Source organism: Arthrobacter sp. JUb119, assembly GCF_024807995.1.
Taxonomy (GTDB): Bacteria; Actinomycetota; Actinomycetes; order Actinomycetales; family Micrococcaceae; genus Glutamicibacter.
In genome coordinates this window covers 161,408-177,299 of sequence record NZ_JANUFE010000005.1, presented here as the reverse complement: position 1 = coordinate 177,299, position 15,892 = coordinate 161,408, and the positions used below count along the sequence as shown (strand labels likewise).

The window sequence follows — 15,892 nt, the reverse complement described above, 5'->3', positions numbered from 1 at the left end:
AGTGGCGGACCGGGAGGCTGCGGCAGTCCAAAAAGCAGTATCCGCCAGGACAAAATGTCCAAGAATGCTTGCCCGGAAAACACTGATGACGTATTGTCCTTACATAAGGGCTGTGAAGCCCATCACTTTCAATTATCGACGGGGCCGGAATAATGCTCAATGGCCCCCGCCGCACCGAGTGGAGGAAGCCGGATCGCAGTTGATCCGATGGATGGCCGCAGGCCAGCCACGCTTCCACCCGGGCAATCCAAAGGAGTCCCCATGTCCAGTGCGCAGAGTGCTTCTGCAGAGTCGAGTCTGCCGCCCCTTAGTCCGGGCCCCCATGCAAAACGTCTCGGTTTAATCTCCATCGTTGCCTGTTTCGGCGGCCTGCTTTTCGGCTATGACACAGGTGTTGCCAACGGTGCTGAAGGCCCGATGGCCGCCGAGCTGGGCCTGAATCTCCTGCAGATTGGCGTGGTGATCAGCTCGCTGGTCTTCGCCGCCGCAATTGGCGCACTGGTCGGTGGGCAGATCGCTGACGTGTGGGGCCGGCGGAAAACCATCATCATGCTGGCAGTCCTCTTCTTCGCGGGAAGCCTGCTGGTTGTCTTTTCGCCTGCTGGACCGGAACTGGGAACGTTCTCGCCCTTTGGCTACAGCGTGCTGATTGCCGGACGCATCATGCTCGGATTGGCCGTCGGCGGCGCATCTACGGTCGTACCGGTATACCTGGCTGAACTGGCACCGTATGAAATTCGCGGCTCGATCACCGGCCGCAATGAGTTGGCCATCGTCTCGGGCCAGCTGGCCGCCTTCGTCATGAACGCGATCATTGGAACCGTTCTGGGCGGGACCGTGGATGGCATCTGGCGTATCATGTTCGCGATTTGCGCCTTGCCGGCATTGGCGTTGTTCTTCGGCATGCTGCGCATGCCTGAATCCCCTCGCTGGCTCGTGGAAAAGCGCCGCTATGCCGAGGCGTTGCGGGTGCTCAAGACCGTGCGCTCGCCTGAACGCGCACTGGCCGAAGTCCACGAGATCGAGATTGTCGCCGACGAGGAAAAGCTGGCTAACAAGCCGGTGGGCATCAAAGCGGTGCTGAAGAACAAATGGCTGATGCGCATCATCGCCATCGGCATCGGCGTTTCCATGACTCAGCAGCTCACGGGCATCAACTCGATCATGTACTACGGCACGCGCGTGCTGGAAGAATCCGGGATGTCAGAGCAGCAGGCAGTACTGGCGAATATCGCCTTTGGCGTGGTTGCTGTCATTGGCGGAATTATCGCCCTGCGCAACATGGACCGCATGGACCGCCGCAAGACGTTCCTGATTGGCCTGTCGCTGACCACCACCTGCCACTTGCTGGTGGCTATCGCGGGCATGCTGCTGCCAGTTGGCAGCCCGATCCGGCCAGTGGTGATCCTGATCCTGGTGGTTGCCTTCGTGATGTCCATGCAGACATTCCTGAACGTGGCCGTCTGGGTATGGCTGGCTGAAATCTTCCCGCTGCATATGCGCGGACTGGGCATTGGCATCTCGGTATTCTTCGGCTGGACGACCAACGGCGTGCTGGCACTGTTCTTCCCGTCGCTGGTCTCCGGGATCGGGATTACCGGATCCTTCTTCATCTTCGCTGGCATCGGTGTGCTGGCACTGTTCTTCGTAGCCACTCAGGTGCCTGAAACCCGTGGACGCTCGCTGGAAGCGCTGGAAGAGGATGTTTCCACCGGAGCGATCTACCACGTCAAGCCTGTGGTCAACGCCTGAATCCCGGCGCATCGCTGAGCTGGCAAGCCCAGCCCCCGCCGCATGGCAAGGGGCTGGGCTCGCCGCTATGCCCGGGGCCTTGCCGTGCTGCCTCGCACTACCAGCTGCGGGGCATGGGTGCTGGAAGCGCCCGGGGCGTTCAGGGCCGCGTGCATGGCGGCTTGGGCCAGTGCCGCGACATCTTGCCGAACGCTGGTCAGATCGGCGTGCGCCAGCCTGGCGAATTCACTGTCGTCATAGCCGACCAGGCAGATCTGCTCGGGAACATGCAGGCCGGCAAGGTCGATTGCTTGGCGGGCGCCGAGCGCCGCACGGTCATTGAAGGCCAGTACCGCTGTGGCGCGTTCGGCTGGGGTAGTCGCTTCCAGGTATTCGCGCAGGACCGTGAAAGCGGTGGCGTCATCGGGGCCAGCTGGGAGCACTTGGCCGTGCGCGTTGGCGCGGGCGGCGGATTCGGCAAAGGCATCGCGCCGCTGTTGCGCCGCGATGGCAGATCCGCCATCCAGATGCAGCAGCCGTGTGTGGCCGAGCTGGGCCACATGGCGGACGGCTTGTTCAACGCCGGCAGCTTCGTTGGTAATGACGGATGGGATGCCGTCAATCGTGCGCAGCAGGCTGATTATGGGAAGCTGCTTGGAGGCGTGGACCAGTTGAGCCGGCGGAAGTTCCGGGAACAGGCCGATCACCGCTTCGACTCCCGCATCGATCAGCGTATTGAGCACTCGGCGTTCATCGCGGTGCTTGCCGGTAGCGCCCAGGATGATCTCGAAGCCGTTCTGGTCTGCCTGCTCGTACAGGGCATCGGCCAACTCCGCATGCAACGGTTCTCCCAGCGCCAGGGCCAGACCGATGGTCCGGCTGCGGCTGCTGCGCAGCGACCGCGCGCGCGAATCCGGGCGGTAGCCCAACTCCGCGGCCGCCTGCTTGACTCGGGACCGGGATTCTTCGCTGGCACCCTCGGCATCGCGCATGACAATCGAGGCCAGCGCTACCGAGACCCCAGAGGCGCGGGCGACGTCGGCCAGTGTGGGGCGTTTTGCAGGGGGTGTCGGCATGGGCGGAACTTTCTTCTAGAACGTTATAGACAGTTGCTATCCAGTGTGCCATGATTTTCCTGAACACTAAATCTAGAACGTTCTAGGAGAGACTTCATGGCTTACCAGACCCTGCCAGAAACTTCAGTAAAGCCGCTGCGCCTGGCCGTTATCGGTACCGGGTGGATCGGAGCATTCCACGCCCGCACCGTGGCGCAGCATCTGCCGGATGCGCTATTGCATGTCATAGCGGACCCGGCGCCGGGCCGGGCCGCTGAACTGGCCGCTGAGCTTGGTTGCCCGAATTACACCGAAGACATCGCCGACGTGCTTGCCGACGACAGCGTGGACGCCGTGGTTATCGGGGCGCCTTCGAGCTTCCATGCCGGCTTGATCGCCCAAGCCGCCGCAGCCGGAAAGCACATCTTCTGCGAAAAGCCGGCAGCGCACGCGTTGTCGGACTTGGACGCCGCGCTTGACGCCGTGGAGGCTTCCGGAGTGCTGCTGCAGATCGGTTTCAACCGGCGCTTCTCCCGGGACTTCGCCGTTGTGGCGGAACAGGTGCATTCCGGAGTTATTGGCACCCCGCAACTGCTGCGCTCGCTGACCCGGGATCCAGAAGTGGCCGGCGGGCTGCCCAACGCGGCAAAGATCCGTTCCCACGTCATTTTCACTGAAACCCTGATCCACGATTTTGACACCCTGAACTGGTTGAACCCGGGAGCCGAAGCAGTGGAAGTCCACGTCATGTCCGATGCGCTGGTGGCCCCTGAGCACCGGGGCTCCGGTTTGCTGGATACCGCCGTGGTGAGCCTGCGCTACTCCAATGGGGCAATCGCCGTGGCCGAGGCGAACTTCTCGGCCAGCTACGGCTATGACGTGCGCGGAGAAGTCTTCGGTTCAAAGGGCATGGTGCAGGCAGGCAATCCGGTGCAGCTGGCCGCGGCCAGCTTCGACAGCCAGGGAGCGCATGCGCCAACCGAACGGTTGAACATCGAGCTATTCGCCCAGGCCTACCGCGAGCAGCTCTCGGTCTTCGCCCGCAAGATCCGGGGCTTGCGCGAGGATACGGCTGATGCGGCCCTGGCGGTCCCCACCGGCGCCGACGCCCGCGCAGCCCTGCGCATCGCACTGGCGGCCTTGGAATCCGCAGAATCCGGGCTGCCGGTCAAGTTGGAATCCGCCACCCGCCTTGCGGTGAACCCATGAACGGGCAACTGGCGGTCTGTGCCGAAATGGTCTTCCTGGACCTTCCGCTGATCGACCGGGTGAAGCGCCTGGACGAGGCCGGCTTTGAAATAGAACTCTGGGATATCCGGGGCAAGGACCTGCCGGCATTGGCGGCCACCGGCGCCCGTTTCGGCTCCATGACAGGCTACAGCGCAGGCAGCCTCTGCGATCCGGACAGCGCGGGCGAAGTTGTTCGCACCGCCAAGGAATTGATCCCGGCAGCCCAGCGGCTGGGCATCCACCGGCTAGTTGTGCATCCGGCCCAGCTCGTTGACGGGCAGGCGGCCAGCCCGCAATTCCGGGCTACCGGAGAGATGTGGCTCACCGCAGCGCGAACGCTGGAAGCACTGGGCCGCATCGGCGAAGAGCACCAGGTCACCTTCATGCTGGAGAACCTGAACACGATCCTGGATCACCCTGGAATCCCGCTGGGACGCGCCAAGGACACGATGTCCCTGGTCAAGGCCGTCGGGCACCCGAACGTGAAGATGATGCTGGACCTGTACCACGCCCAAATTGGCGAGGGGAACCTCATCGAACTGGTGCGCTCGGCGCTTCCGCACATTGGGGAAATCCAGGTCGCAGACGTACCCGGACGGTGCGAGCCGGGCACCGGGGAGATCAACTATCTGGCCGTCGCCCGTGTGCTGGCCGAGCTGGGTTATTCTGGCCCGATCGGCATGGAGGCCTACGCCAGCGCAGATTCCGAAGGAGCCATCGCGGCCTTTGCCCAGGCGTTTTCACCGCTGTCCAAGCCCGTGGCGCGCTAGCCATCATGCACCGAGCATCGGAATGAGAGTCTAAAGCCAAGTGGCGGCAGCAGGAAAACCTGCTGCCGCCACTTGGCGTGCGTTCCGAGAAGCTACGCGCCAGCGCCGAAAGGCAAGCGCGAATCCATGCTCTGCGAATCCCAAGTCTGGCGGATCCAGCCGTGGTGGGGATCATCGCTGATCAGCCAATCGCGCACCCGCCCCGGGCCGGCCATGACGTTCAGGTAGTAGAGGTCGTATCCCGGCCCGGCCATGGCCGGACCATGCCAGCCGTAGGGGACCAGGACAACGTCCCCGGTGCGGACCTCGGCATTTACATCGATGGGGCGTTCATCCGAGGCATAAACGCGCGCGTAGCCGATGGGATCGCTTGCCGCCTCGGCGGGCATGCCCTGGGCTAGCTGCGTCTCGAAGTAGTAGATTTCCTCGAGGCTGGTTTCGCCTTCCTTCTCCTGATCATGCTTATGCGGAGGGTAGGAAGACCAGTTGCCCGCCGGAGTGATGACTTCGCAGACGATGAATCGGTCCGCTTCCAGGGCGGCCGGGGTGCCGAAGTTGTGGACCTGGCGGGAGCAGTTTCCTGCGCCGCGCAGCTCCACAGGGGTCTCTTCTGCCCTGATCAGCCGGGTCGGGTAGGACTGCTTGGCCGGGGCCAGTGCGACGGCGACCCGGCCCCCTTTGGCGGAGCTGATGGACAACGCCGTGTTGATGCCGGTGTAGAGGACATCAGCAGGTCCAGCAAAGACTGATTCGCGACCCTTGAGAACATGTTCGGTTCCTGCCATGGCGACAGTGAATGATTCGCCGCTGAGCGGGACCACGATCCGTTCTTCGCCGCAGGCCTCCAGTTCAAGTGTTTGGCCAGGGGCCAGCTCAGCTACCTTGAGTCCGGTGTGTGCCCAGCCGTCTATGGAAACGGCTGAGTCATGGGCACCGAGCGAGATGCTCCATTCTCCGTTAGCGGCCGAACCTGCAGGGTAAATCCAATCGGTCATCAGTCGATCCTTTCGACGGCGGGGGACAGGTGCCTAGCGTTGCACCAAGGTCATTTCAAAACTGTAGGCGTCTGCTCGATAAACATGGGAGCCGGTTTCCACGTTGCGCCCAGTGTCATCCACCGCGGTGCGCTGCATGGTCACCAGGGCCGAACCGGCCGCTGCGTCCAAGGTCTTGGCCTGGGCTTCATCTGCGGTCGTGGCCCCGATGCGCTGCTGGGCCAGGCGGAAGTTCACCCCTGCTTCGCGCAGGAGCTCGTAGAGGCCATGGGCCTGCAAGGACTTTTCGTCCAGCTCGACAATGTCGTCGCGAACCCAGTTCTCCATGAGGGCCAGCGGGCTGCCTCCGGCAGAACGCAGCCGGGTGAAGTGGTAGACAGAGACGTCCTTGGGCAACGAAAGAAGATCCTGGATCTCCGGCGGAGCGGGAATGTGCTCGAAGCTGAGCAGGGTGGTAGAAGGCTTCTTCCCGGCGCGCTCAAGGTCGTCATTCAGGCTGGACAGCTCAAGATGCCGGCGGATCTGGCTGGAAACAACCTGCGTTCCCACACCACGCTTGCGCACCAGCAGGCCGGACTGGACTAGGTCATCCATGGCCTTGCGAATGGTGGGCCGTGAAAGCCGCAGCCGCTGGGCCAGCTCGATTTCATTTTCCAGTCGAGTGCCCGAGGCCAGCGAACCGTCGCGGATCGCGCCTTCGATGCCTTGCGCTACCTGGTGGTAGAGGGGAATGGGCGAAGATCGGTCGATCTTGATGCTCAGTGGTGTGCTCACAGTTGCTCCTTGCCGGCGACTTTGTCATGATATGTCGCTTTGACAGGACAAACTATATATGAAAGTTCATGATTTGGGCATCCTTTGGCTGGAAATCCATTCATTCCAAAGCATTCTCCACGCTAGTTGGTGATCCCCAGCGGCGTTGCCAACCGCGGGGTTCGAGTCAGACATGAGGTCCGACAAGGGGAATTGGACAACAGGTTTGATTGTCCAATTGTCCTGATAAGAAATTCGGCAGATTCCATTGCCCGAGGATTCCAGTGGCACATATGGTTTTTTGGAACGGTCCAAGACTTGAGGCGAGCCGCGGCGGCCACAGAGAATCACGGCGTTAAACGCCGCAGACAGGAGAACATCATGAATGAACAGCGCAGCATCGGCGTGGGGCTGATCTCGGTGGGATGGATGGGCAAGCTGCACGCTCGCGCCTACAGTTCGGTGCCCTATGCTTATCCAGAGCTGGGCATCAAGCCAAGACTGGTCATAGCCGCGGACACCGAACAGTCGCGAGTCGACTTCGCGATCTCAACACTGGGCTTCGAGCGCGGAACACTGGACTACCACCAGGTACTAGCCGATCCCGAGGTGGATGTCGTCTCGATTTGCGCTCCGAACTTCCTGCACGCCGACATGGCGATCGCCGCAGCAGAGGCCGGCAAGCACTTCTGGATCGAAAAGCCCGCCGGTCGAAGCCTTGCCGAAACGCAGGCTATCGAGCAAGCCGCCATCCGCAATGGCGTGGTCACCTCGGTCGGGTTCAACTACCGGCATGCGCCAGCTATCGCACGCGCCCGCCAGCTGGTGCAAGAAGGCCGGCTGGGATCCATCACGAATGTCCGCGCCAGCTTCCTTGCCGGATATGCGGCAGACCCCCGGGCCGCTTTATCGTGGCGCTTCAACCGGGAGCTGGCCGGCAGCGGGGTGCTTGCTGACCTGTTCAGCCATGCAGCTGATCTATGCAGCCATGTTGTCGGCCCCATCCAGGGTATTTCCGCATCCACCAATGTCATGATTCCGTCCCGGCCGAAACTATCCATGGGCCAGGGCACGCACTTCGACCTGATCGAAGGCGGTGACCAAGGTGAAGTCGAGAATGAGGATTACGCCGCAGCGTTGGTGCGTTTCAGCCCAGAAGGCGTGGCGGACCGCGCGATCGGAACTATCGAGGCATCCCGGGTGGCTGTGGGACCGCAGTGCGGTTACCGGCTGGAAATCTACGGCACGGAAGGTTCGGTCAAGTGGGATTTTGAACGCATGAATGAACTGGAAGTCGTGCTCGGTCGAGACAACGAAGAACAGGGATTCACGACGGTGATCGGCTCGCCAAAGCATGGCGAATACTCCCGGTTCCAGCCAGGCCCAGGGAACGCGATGGGCTTTGACGACCTCAAGACCATCGAGGCCAAGAAGTTCCTGCTGGCTGTCGCCGGTGGCGAGAAAACGAACTCCACCATCGCCGATGCGGTGGCGGCAGCCGCAGTGGTCGAAGCGGCCGAAGCATCTGCCGCAAGCGGCACGTGGCAGGCGCTGGATGAGCCGGTGCGCGCTGCGAGTGTGCAATACTGACCGCCATGCCTGACTCGTCGCGCCGCCGCCCCACGATCCGGGACGTCGCCAAGCATGCCGGGGTCTCAAAATCCTTGGTCTCCCTGGTGCTCTCGGATCCTAGCAAGGTCAGTTCGATGCGGCGTTCGCTGGTCGAGGACTCCATCCGCGAGTTGGGCTATCAGCCCAACCTGGCAGCGCGCTCGCTTTCGGCCGAGAACCGGCATGCCATTGGCGTCGTCCTGGGGGAACTGCATAATCCCTGGGTTCTGAGCGTCGCGGAAGTGGTGCGCGAACAGTTGCAAGCAGCAGGGCTTGACGTGCTGTTCAGTGCGGCCGCGATCCACGACGGGCAGGGCGTTGGGCCCGCGGAACTGCAGACCTTGCGCGATTTGCGGGTCAGCGGAATCCTCGTCGTCGGATCAGCCGATGACGCAGTCAGCTTCGAAGCCGCCTTGGGTGAGACTCCCGCTGTATTTGTTGGCGGCGGGCGCCAGGCCCAATCAGGCACTGGCGCGGTTTCGGTTAATGATGAGCAGGGCTTCGGCATGGTGGTTGACCACTTGGTCGATTGCGGAAATGCGCGGATTACCCATATAGCCGGTGGCGCTGGTCCGGTTTCTGCGACGCGCGAAGCTGCCTATCATCGGGCGATGCTGCGCCATGGCTTGCGCCAGCATGTACAGGTGGTGGAAGCCGGGCCAACGATTCAGGCCGGGCATGAAGCCGTAGCGCGGTTGCTGGCCTCGGGAGCACGGCCTGAATCGCTGGCTTGTTTCAATGATCTTTCCGCCATTGGGGCGCTGCAGGCTCTGGATGAGGCTGGCGTGTCTGCGGCGGTGACTGGCTACGACAATATTTCCCTATCGTCGCTGGGAAGAATTTCGCTGACCAGCATCGGCTCGGATTCGGAAGATCTCGGTCGCAGCAGCGTGCGGCTGCTGCTCCAATTGATGCGGAATCCGGAAGGAAAATTTGCACGTCAGTTGATGATTCCACCGCGGCTTATCGTGCGCTCCTCGTCGCAGCTGCACCGTTGAACCCTGTGAAAGCGGCGTTTCGCCGTGCTTGTCGAGGTCGGCAAATTACTCGTCTTCACATCCTTATGTCTTAACAAAGTCTTGACGGATCGCTTTTCGTCACGCACACTTTAGGCATCTTGTGATTCAAGTCACGGAACATCTTGTTAAGGCGGCCCGCCCCAGGGGACAATCGGGGTGCGCCGGGGATTCCTGAAGGGGAAACGAATATGGGAAAGCCAATTTGGCGCAAACTCGCAATCACGCTCGCCATCATTCCAGCATTGGGGCTGGCGGCTTGCTCGTCCACTGGCGGGCGTGCACCGGAACCGGAAAGCAATGCCGGTGGCGGTGCGGTGGCGGCTACTGACCGCATCAAAATCGCGGTCATCACCCACGCGGCTCCAGGAGATACCTTCTGGGACATTCTTAGAAAGGGCGCTGAAGAAGCTTCGGCCAAGGACAACGTAGAACTCCAGTATCTGAGTGATCCTGATGGCGGACGCCAGTCCCAGCTGATCGAGCAGGCTATTGACCAGGGCGTCGACGGCATCGCCGTGACCCTGGCCAAGCCCGACGCCATGGCTGGAGCGCTAGGCAAGGCTGCCGATGCCGGGATCCCCATTGTCAGCTTGAATGCCGGTGAAGCCCGATTCAAGGATCTCGGAGCATTTGCCCACTTCGGTTCCAATGAGCAGCTTGCAGGCCAGGCCGCTGGCGAAAAGCTGAAGGAGGCGGGAATCAAGAAGCCGATATGCGTCATCCAGGAACAGGGGCACGTTGGGCTTGAAGCACGTTGCGCCGGCGTGAAGAAAATCGTCCCAGACACCGAAATACTCTACGTGCAGGGCACTGACATGACCCAGGTTGAATCAACGGCAACCGCAAAGCTCCAAGCCGATAAGCAAGCCGACGCGATCATCGGCCTGGGCGCACCCATCACGATGACACTGCTCAAGGCTAAAGCCACGGCGAAGTCCGAGGTCGAGGTAGCTTCCTTCGACATGAACTCGCAGTTGGTTGAAGAAATCACCAAGGGCAATGTGATGTTCACCGTTGACCAGCAGCCTTGGTTGCAGGGCTACATGGCAGTTGATGCGCTGTGGCAGAACAACCGTGGCGGCTTCACCATCGGCGGTGGACAGGCGACGTTGACCGGCCCGGCTGTTGTAGACAAAGCCGTCGCTGAGCAAATTACCAGTTTCGCCCAAGAAGGCGTCCGCTAGCCACATCCCCTCGGCGCGCGCCTGATCTGCCGGTAGCGGCGATCCGGCGCGCAGCCTGGACACGGAGGAAATCCCATGTCATCTATAACAGCTTCACCCTCTCAAAAGAGAAAATCTCCGGCTCTGGACGAGCGCGTCGGCAAGAAAAGCGCATTGTCTATCCTTCTGGGCCGTCCGGAGATCGGTGCTCTCGTGGGCGCCATCGCCCTCTTCGTATTCTTCGCCGTCGTCGCTCCGGTCTTCCTGGCCCCCGCATCCTTGGCCACCGTCCTCTATGGGGCTTCGACCATCGGCATCATGGCCGTTGGCGTGTCACTGCTGATGATCGGTGGCGAGTTTGATCTATCCACCGGTGTGGCCGTCATTTCTTCGGCGCTCAGTGCATCGATGATCTCCTGGTACTTCGGTCTCAACGTCTGGGTCGGCATTGCCTTGGCCCTGGTCGTCTCGCTGCTGATCGGTTTCATCAACGGAATCATCCTGATCAAGACCAAGCTGCCATCCTTCATCGTGACGCTGGCCAGTTTCTTGATGCTCACCGGCCTGAATCTGGGCCTGACGCGAGCCATTGGCGGCTCGGTGTCCTCTCCATCTATTGCGGATATCGAAGGATTCCAGAGCGCAAAGGCGGTCTTTGCCTCTTCAGTCAATATCGCCGGGATCGACGTCAAGATCACCGTGTTCATCTGGATCGCCATGGTGATCATCGCTTCCTGGATCTTGCTCCGAACCAAGATCGGGAACTGGATCTTCGCCGTAGGCGGGGATGAGAAGGCCGCTCGCGCCGTCGGCGTTCCAGTGGTCCGCACCAAGATCGGACTCTTCATGGCCGTTGGATTCTGCGGCTGGGTGCTGGGCATGCACAACCTCTTCGCCTTTGACTCGGTGCAGTCCGGCGAAGGCATCGGCAATGAATTCCTCTACATCATTGCCGCGGTCATCGGCGGCTGCCTGCTCACCGGCGGTTACGGTTCAGCCATTGGCGGCGCTATCGGGGCGTTCATTTTCGGCATGGCGAACAAGGGCATCGTGTACGCGGAATGGAATCCGGACTGGTTCAAGTTCTTCCTTGGCCTGATGCTGCTCTTGGCTACGGTGGTCAACATCGTGGTGAAAAAGCGTGCGGAATCCAGCAAGTAGGAAGCCAAGGACAAAAATCATGAAGACTCGCAAGAATAAGAAGACCGAAGACCTGCTCGAGAAGCTCGAGCCCAAGATCAGCGACAACCTGCTGACCCTCAAGGGAGTTGGCAAGCACTACGGAAGCATCATCGCCCTGCGCGGTGTCGACATGGTGGTGGATCCGGGCAAGGTCACCTGCGTTCTCGGGGATAACGGCGCCGGCAAGTCCACGCTGATCAAGATCATCGCCGGCTTGCACCAGCACGATGAAGGAGAGTTCAGTTTGCATGGCTCGGCCATCAAGCTCAAGAGTCCCCGCGTCGCACTGGATGCCGGCATCGCCGCGGTGTACCAGGACCTGGCGGTCGTTCCTTTGATGCCGATCTGGCGCAACTTCTTCCTCGGCTCGGAACTGACCACCGGGGTTGGGCTGTTCAAGAAGCTTGATGTGCAGAAAATGAAGGACATCACCAAGCAGGAGCTCTCCGACATGGGCATTGATCTGCGTGACGTCGAGCAGCCGATCGGCCAGCTGTCCGGCGGTGAACGCCAGTGCGTAGCCATCGCTCGCGCGGTATATTTCGGAGCCAAGGTCCTGATCCTCGATGAGCCTACCGCCGCCTTGGGCGTCAAGCAGTCCGGCGTGGTGCTGCGCTACATCCTCCAGGCGCGCGACCGCGGGTTGGGTGTCATCTTCATTACGCACAACCCGCATCACGCGTATCCGGTAGGGGACTCGTTCCTGTTGCTGAAACGCGGCCGCTCCATCGGGTACTACTCGAAGTCGGAAATCACCGTCGAAGAGCTGACCGCCCAGATGGCCGGTGGCGCTGAACTCGCTGAACTGGCTCATGAGCTTGAACAGCTTGGTGGACATGATGAAGAGCTGGCAGAGGCAGAGGCGGGCGCGAACTCTCAAGCAACAGCCTGACCCAACCGCAGCTAAGGCCTGGGCTTCTTCGCGATGGTGAAGAAGCCCAGGCCTTAGCTGTCCCAGTGCTTAGAGCGAGTAGTCAATCATTTCACTATGGCCAGTAGCGATGGAACGCACCGCGGCCTGGGCGATGGCCTGGGATTTGAGCCCCTCACGCAACGTGACAGGTACTTCCCGGTCTTCGTCCAGTGCCTGAACGAAGGCTCCCAAGCTGGCGGCATAGGTTGGCTGGACCCTGTCGAACCAGTTGCCGTGCAGCCCGTGGGATTGCGCGTGCTGCCCTTGGAACAGGCTGACGTGCCCCGAGGGTTGCCGTTCAGATGCGGCCATGGCTTCAGACCCCAGCGCTTCGATGCGTTCGTCATAGCCGTAATTCGTATGGCGCACACAATCTATTTGGGCCATCGCTCCACTAGGGAACTGCAGCGAACTGATCGAAGTGTCCACATCGCCAAATTCCGCAATCTCCGGGACGGCCAGGGCCGAGCCGAAGGCGTGCACCTGCAGGGGATCCTGGCCTGATATCCAGCGTGCCAAATCATAGAAGTGCACGGCCTGATCGCGGAACTGGCCGCCAGAATTTTTCAGGTAAGCCAGTGGTGGCAATGCCGGGCCACGCGAAGTCAACTGGAGCAAAGCCAGATCGCCGATTCGCCCGGAGTGCACGAGCTCCTTGAGCTCTGCGTGAGCGCGATCGAAGCGCCGGTTGAAATTGACCATGGCCTTGATTCCTGAACGTTCAACGTAGGCTACCGTCGCCTTTGCCGTTTCCAAGTCGAGGTCGATTGGCTTTTCGACGAGAGCCGCCAGGCGCGCATCGGCTGCAAGGCGGAGGTTCTGGGCGTGGGAATCCGTTGATGACGCGATGAACACTGCGTCCAGGCCGTCGTTGCCGAAAATCTGGTCGAGCGTTGCTGCTGCCTTGGCGCCATGTCGCGAGGCCAGAGCAGCAGCTCGCTGAGGGTCAATGTCGTAGACCAGTTTAAAGTCGATCTCCGGGTGTGCGGCCAAGTTGTGTGCATGCACCGAGCCGATGAAGCCGGCGCCGATCAGGGCGAATCTTTGCATTGAAGGCACCTCGTGAAGTTGGTTGAAGTCAGGAGATCATGATGTCCAGAAGATTGCGCATGGTGCTGGCAACCTTGTGGAAGTCGTGCTCATTGGCGCGGTCAGAGAACATCTCGGAAACCCACCAGCCGTCATAGCCGGTGGACTTGATCGCGTCCACCCACTGCTGCAATGGGATGGCGCCACCGCCGATGACGACATTGCGGTGCACGTCCTGGGCCGGAACCTCATGGCGCCGATCCAGATCCAACCCGTCGGAAATATGGGCCGCCTTGATCAGTTCCTTGGGCAACGCGGCCACTTCTTCCAAGGTGTCCCCGACGGTCCAGAAATGCCAGGTGTCCAAGGCGATGCCAACGTTCTCGCGGCCGCAGCGCTCAATAATTTCCAGGGCTTGCCGACACCGATTGATATTGGACCAAGCCAGCGGTTCCAAGTAGATCTCCAGCCCGTGCTCTGCGGCGATCCCGGCGGCAGCAGATACATTATCGGCGGCAATGGCCATGGCTTCCGGTTCCGAGAGGCCGAGTGTCCCGCGGTAGCGATCATCAGATGCTGCGAGTTTTCCGGACTTGAAATCCTTGACCACATTCCAGTCCACTGGCCCGGTGCACATTTGCAGGATCGGTGCGCCGACCACTGTGGCGATTTCGGCCATCCGCCTGACTTCCCGGAGCATGTCATCACGTGCGGTGCCTTGGCGTTCAAGGTCAAGGACTGCGCCGATTCCTGTCACTTCAAGGCCCGTGAGCATTTCTGGAAGCGTGTGCACAGAAAAGCCGGCATCAAGATAGCGGTAGAGTTTCGGGCTTTGCAACTCGATGCCGCCGAATCCGGCCGACCGTGCCGTTGCAATGTCGGTGGCAACATTCCCGTAGAAACTTGTTGTGACATTCATGGACAGTTTTGCCATTGGTCCTCCTTGGCGTGTGGAATGCATGCGTGGAAACGAAATGTACAGTTGTCAGTACAAAGGTGCTTCCAAGATCATATGCCCACTGCTCCCCGGAAAGTAATACGCTCGGGCATATTCTCCATGAATTTTTTCCGAGCCGCCGCTAGGCTGGTCTGCGAGTGCAGGATACGTCTGTTCATCACCGGTTTTTCAATGGTTCAAGGCGAAAGTGCGTTATATACCTTCAAGGGAATGCAGTAATCCGGCTCGCTGATTGACTGGATATTCGCCCGCGACAGTGGCTGTTTCGAAGGTGTTTGCAATAATGACCGTTGTGAACATTGCTCAGCCCGGTGAAGGGCGCCCAGGAAACCGGCCCCCGTCGATGGCGGATGTGGCGGCCTTGGCCGGGGTGTCCCATCAGACGGTTTCCCGCGTGCTCAACGACCATCCAAACGTCAGGGCGGGAACCCGCGACCAGGTGCTGGATGCCATCCGGCAGCTGGGTTATCGCCGCAACCGAGCCGCGCGGGCACTGGCCACATCGCACTCGAGCACTATCGGCATTCTGACCATCGGCAGCGAATTCTTCGGACCGCAATCCACCGTGCTGGCCATCGAGGCCGCTGCCCGTGCGCAGGGATATTTCGTGACCGTTACCGCACTGGATCGCTATGACGCGCACAGCGCGAGCGAAGCCCTCAGCCACCTGGTGGACCAGGGCGTTGATGGCGTGGTGATGGTTGCGCCCTTCGAAAAGGTGATCGATGCCCTGGATGATGCTGCCCTGACGATTCCAGTGGTGGTCGTGGCCGCTCGCACCGAGGTTCCCGACGCGGATCCGGCGCATTACGTGTACATCGACCAGCGTGAAGGCGCGCGCTTGGCCACTGGTCATCTTCTGGCCCTGGGGCACCGCAAGATCGTCCACGTGTCCGGGCCGACCGGCTGGTTCGACGCCACCGAACGGCAAATCGGCTGGCGGGAAAAAATGCTGGAAGCCAAGGCCCCGATTGTTGAGGTGCCAGCTGAATCCTGGCAGGCCCAGAGCGGCTATGAGGCAGGCCAGCGTCTGGTTGACCCGATACGCGCCGGCGAAGTTACGGCAGTATTCGCAGCGAATGATTACCTTGCCACCGGTGTTCTGCGTGCTTTCTGGGAAGCCGGGCTGGAAGTGCCCAATGACGTTTCGGTTATCGGTTTCGACGACCTGCAAATCTCCAATTTCCTGATCCCTTCGCTGACCACGGTTCGCCAGCCTTTCCGCGATGTCGGCCATGCTGCGCTGATGGAATTGCTGGAAGGCGCCACGGCTGACAGGGTCCCGAAAGTGATTGCGCCAACGCTGGTAATCCGGGCGAGTACCGCACCGCCCAACGCCCGCTAGCCAAGCGCTACATTCCCCGAGTCCGGGATCCGGTATTGCGGATCACAAATTGTTAGCGCTAACATTGGATCGAGGTTTTGTTCTGCCAGCGCATTTTTCGCGAGTGGAGCAGGAAACGATGGCTATGGCGCTGCTCAC

The 15,892-nt window shown here is 60.9% G+C and carries 14 protein-coding genes; 9 read left to right on the top strand and 5 right to left on the bottom strand.

The window, feature by feature from the left end:
* The first annotated feature begins 261 nt into the window (after window positions 1-261).
* Window positions 262-1,752, top strand: coding sequence for a sugar porter family MFS transporter (locus M2368_RS13995; RefSeq protein WP_105656542.1), 1,491 nt, complete (start codon window positions 262-264; stop codon window positions 1,750-1,752).
* Between the two features lie 65 nt (window positions 1,753-1,817).
* On the opposite strand, the gene M2368_RS13990 is transcribed toward M2368_RS13995, so the two are convergent.
* Window positions 1,818-2,807 carry a LacI family DNA-binding transcriptional regulator gene (locus tag M2368_RS13990; RefSeq protein ID WP_332486346.1) on the bottom strand — a complete coding sequence of 330 codons (990 nt, stop codon included), beginning with the start codon at window positions 2,805-2,807 and terminating at the stop codon, window positions 1,818-1,820.
* Window positions 2,808-2,903: 96 nt separating this feature from the next.
* Here M2368_RS13990 and M2368_RS13985 point away from each other — a divergent pair, with 96 nt between their 5' ends.
* Together M2368_RS13985 and M2368_RS13980 are read left to right on the top strand one after the other, a co-directional pair.
* Entirely contained in the window at window positions 2,904-3,995 is a 1,092-nt protein-coding gene (locus M2368_RS13985) for a Gfo/Idh/MocA family oxidoreductase (protein ID WP_105656540.1), read from the top strand.
* Window positions 3,992-4,786, top strand: coding sequence for a TIM barrel protein (locus tag M2368_RS13980; RefSeq protein WP_332486350.1), 795 nt, complete (start codon window positions 3,992-3,994; stop codon window positions 4,784-4,786). The genes M2368_RS13985 and M2368_RS13980 overlap by 4 nt, the downstream gene beginning before the upstream one ends.
* Window positions 4,787-4,878: 92 nt before the next feature.
* Here M2368_RS13980 and iolB read toward each other — a convergent pair whose 3' ends face one another.
* Window positions 4,879-5,781: a 5-deoxy-glucuronate isomerase gene (iolB, locus tag M2368_RS13975; protein WP_332726998.1), complete on the bottom strand. Its 903-nt coding sequence runs from the start codon at window positions 5,779-5,781 to the stop codon at window positions 4,879-4,881.
* 33 nt (window positions 5,782-5,814) lie between these two features.
* Entirely contained in the window at window positions 5,815-6,555 is a 741-nt protein-coding gene (locus M2368_RS13970; protein WP_332486354.1) for a UTRA domain-containing protein, read from the bottom strand.
* A 360-nt stretch (window positions 6,556-6,915) separates the two neighbouring features.
* Between M2368_RS13970 and M2368_RS13965 the strand changes: the two genes are divergently transcribed.
* From M2368_RS13965 to M2368_RS13945, 5 genes are all read left to right on the top strand, one after another.
* On the top strand, window positions 6,916-8,124 hold the full coding sequence (locus M2368_RS13965) for a Gfo/Idh/MocA family protein (RefSeq protein WP_332486356.1): 1,209 nt from the start codon (window positions 6,916-6,918) through the stop codon (window positions 8,122-8,124).
* A 5-nt stretch (window positions 8,125-8,129) separates the two neighbouring features.
* Window positions 8,130-9,143, top strand: coding sequence for a LacI family DNA-binding transcriptional regulator (locus tag M2368_RS13960; RefSeq protein WP_332498182.1), 1,014 nt, complete (start codon window positions 8,130-8,132; stop codon window positions 9,141-9,143).
* 209 nt (window positions 9,144-9,352) lie between these two features.
* Window positions 9,353-10,348: a substrate-binding domain-containing protein gene (locus tag M2368_RS13955; RefSeq protein ID WP_105662246.1), complete on the top strand. Its 996-nt coding sequence runs from the start codon at window positions 9,353-9,355 to the stop codon at window positions 10,346-10,348.
* 75 nt (window positions 10,349-10,423) lie between these two features.
* On the top strand, window positions 10,424-11,488 hold the full coding sequence (locus tag M2368_RS13950; RefSeq protein WP_105656533.1) for an ABC transporter permease: 1,065 nt from the start codon (window positions 10,424-10,426) through the stop codon (window positions 11,486-11,488).
* Window positions 11,489-11,507: 19 nt separating this feature from the next.
* On the top strand, window positions 11,508-12,401 hold the full coding sequence (locus M2368_RS13945; protein ID WP_105662247.1) for an ATP-binding cassette domain-containing protein: 894 nt from the start codon (window positions 11,508-11,510) through the stop codon (window positions 12,399-12,401).
* A gap of 69 nt (window positions 12,402-12,470) precedes the next feature.
* Here M2368_RS13945 and M2368_RS13940 read toward each other — a convergent pair whose 3' ends face one another.
* A complete protein-coding gene (locus M2368_RS13940; RefSeq protein ID WP_105662248.1) occupies window positions 12,471-13,472 on the bottom strand; it encodes a Gfo/Idh/MocA family protein in 1,002 nt (333 codons plus the stop codon).
* Between the two features lie 28 nt (window positions 13,473-13,500).
* On the bottom strand, window positions 13,501-14,385 hold the full coding sequence (locus M2368_RS13935; protein WP_388024756.1) for a sugar phosphate isomerase/epimerase family protein: 885 nt from the start codon (window positions 14,383-14,385) through the stop codon (window positions 13,501-13,503).
* A gap of 307 nt (window positions 14,386-14,692) precedes the next feature.
* Here M2368_RS13935 and M2368_RS13930 point away from each other — a divergent pair, with 307 nt between their 5' ends.
* Complete coding sequence (locus tag M2368_RS13930; RefSeq protein ID WP_105656529.1) at window positions 14,693-15,754, top strand: LacI family DNA-binding transcriptional regulator; 1,062 nt, start codon at window positions 14,693-14,695, stop codon at window positions 15,752-15,754.
* Window positions 15,755-15,892: the final 138 nt, after the last annotated feature.